Source organism: Flavonifractor hominis (genome assembly GCF_040095835.1).
GTDB lineage: Bacteria > Bacillota > Clostridia > Oscillospirales > Oscillospiraceae > Flavonifractor > Flavonifractor hominis.
In genome coordinates this window covers 1-2,576 of the sequence record NZ_JBBMFT010000029.1, presented here as the reverse complement: position 1 = coordinate 2,576, position 2,576 = coordinate 1, and the positions used below count along the sequence as shown (strand labels likewise).

Sequence of the window (2,576 nt, the reverse complement as noted above, 5' to 3'; positions counted from 1 at the left end):
GACTACGGCGCCAAGCACAAGACCATCACGGGCACCGACAACGCCCTGACCAATCCCGAGGGCGTGAAGGAGGAGATACCCGTCTACGTCCACGGCAATGTGGGCATGAGCGAGTACGGCGCGGACTGCAGCCCCTTCATCCACGAGGAAGAGCCCGGCTACTGGGCCGGCAGCCAGTCCGAGGAGTTCACTTCCCAGTGGCATGAGATCTACTACAAGGCCATCAGCGAGTCGGAGTGGATGTGGGGCTCCTACATCTGGAACATGTTCGAGTTTGGTTCCGACGGCCGTACCACCACCCCCGACCGTCTGGGCATCAACACCAAGGGCGTCGTGGCCTACGACCGTGCCCTGAAGAAGGACTGCTTCTATTTCTACAAGGCCAACTGGTCCGATACCCCCACCCTGCACATCAACAGCAGCCGCTTTGAGCAGCGTTATCAGGACGATATCACTACCATCGTCTACTCCAACATGGAGTCCGTTGAACTGTTTGTCAACGGCGTCTCCCAGGGCGAACTGGTGAAGAACAGCAATAGCGAGCCCGCCCTCAATACCAGCGGACAGCCCGACGACACCCTGGTCCCCAACACCCAGCTGGGCAAGTTCCAGTGGGACATCAAGCTGACCGCGGGTGAAAACACGGTAGTCGCCGTGGGTAAGGACAGCGAAGGTAACGTCTATACCGATACCGTTGTCTGGACCCGTGCCCTGTATGATACTCCTGTGCTGGAAAGCAGCACCTACAACATCAACAACAGCGACCCCAACAACCGCACCATTGCCGGTGTGCCTGTGAACACCACCATCGAGACCTTCCTCACAAAGGTCACCCTGAAGAACAATACCACGATCCAGTTCTTTGAGGCAGATGGCATCACTGAGGTGACCGATCCCTCTGCTAAGCTGAGCAAGGATATGAAGGTGGCTATTACCTCTGAGGATGGAACGACCACCTATGTCTACACACTCATCGCCCAGCCTGTTTCGCAGAACAAGACGGTTATTGTACAGGATTATGCCGCCGATGCACCCAAGGCTGTGGACGGCAACACCTCCACCGCCTGGAACTCCAACAAGGGTGTCAACGCCAACCCCGGCCAAACTCTGATTGTGGATCTGGGCGACGTGTACCAGATCTCCAGCGCAGGTGTGCTCTGGTGGGATCACTCTCAGGCGCACCGCACCTTCAACTACAGCATTGAGGTCAGCACTGACAACGAGTCCTGGACCAACGTGGTTGACCACGTTCAGAGTCCTGATCAGACGGCTGGCGCTGCCTGGTCCAACAACACGCTGGACCACCTCACCTCCGCTCGTTACGTGAAGCTGATTGCCAACAGCTCCACCAGCGACGGTGCCAGCATGTACCTCTATGAATTCTCCGTCGAAGGTTTCCGTCTGACCAGCAGCGTATACAACGTAAACAACGGTGATCGTCAGATCGGCGGCGTTCCGGAGGGTGCCACGGTAGAGGATGTACTCCAGAATCTCGCCGTGGAGGGTAGCTATAACGCGATTGAGATTACCCAGAATGGCGAGCCGGTAAGCAGCGGCCCCATCACCATGGATATGGCTGTGACGGTTACCGGTGCCAACGGTGAGAAGGTATCGTATACCTTCAAGTCCAATGTGGCCGACACCGATCCCATCTCTCAGGGCAAGTCTGCGACGGCCCAGAATATCACCGTGGGCGACAAGGAAATCCCCAACGAGGACAGCGGAGAGGGCTGTGCCAACAGCGGACAGCACAACGATGTAGCTGCCAACATCAACGACGGTGATCTGAGCACCCGTTGGACCGGCGCTCTGACCGAGAGCGGCCACACCATTCCCGACACCGCCTATCCCGCCGATGTGCTCATTGACCTTGGTGCGGAGTACGAGCTGTATGATCTGTACCTGAACGCCTACGATCCCTCCACCCGCATCTATCAGTTTGTGGTCTACGCCGGCAACACCGACGACGTGGCCGCACTGAAGAGCGACGAGAACATTCTCCTGGACATGCGGGACAACACGGACTTCGGTGAGGGCAACAAGAGCGTTACGGGCTCGGCCCGCTATATCCTCCTCAGTGTGACCGGCAACACCGCGCCCAGCGCTTACCGCGCTGCCTCCATCTATGAGCTGGCTGTCTATGGCTATCGGATCGCCAGCGAGGTCTACGGCGTGGACCTGGAGAGCAAGACCATCTCCAATGTTCCGGAGCAGGTCAAGGTCTCCGACTTCCTGGAGAACCTGAACCTGGAGGGCAACTACACCGCCAAGCTTCTGCTGGATGGTGAGGAGCTGTCCAGCGACGGCCAGGTCACCCCCGGTGTGGAGCTGGAGATCAGCGGCCTGAACGGCGAGGCTCCCCAGACCTACACCATCGAATTCATTGACCCGGCTGAAGCGATTCAGACCCCTGTCTCCCAGGGCATGGAAGTCTATGCCCACGATGTGGAGACCGACCACGGCACCGTTCCCAATGAGGACATCTCCTCCGGGCACAATGACGGCGCGGTCAACATCAACGACGGCAATGACGAGACCCGCTGGACCGGCGCCTTCGACAGCGCCCACGGCAGCTG

General features: G+C 58.5%; 1 protein-coding gene. It reads left to right on the top strand.

Translation table 11 applies throughout. The annotated features are described in order from the left end of the window. Positions 1-2,576 (top strand): discoidin domain-containing protein (locus WMO45_RS13580; protein ID WP_349141427.1); only part of this gene is annotated, 2,576 nt, incomplete at both ends.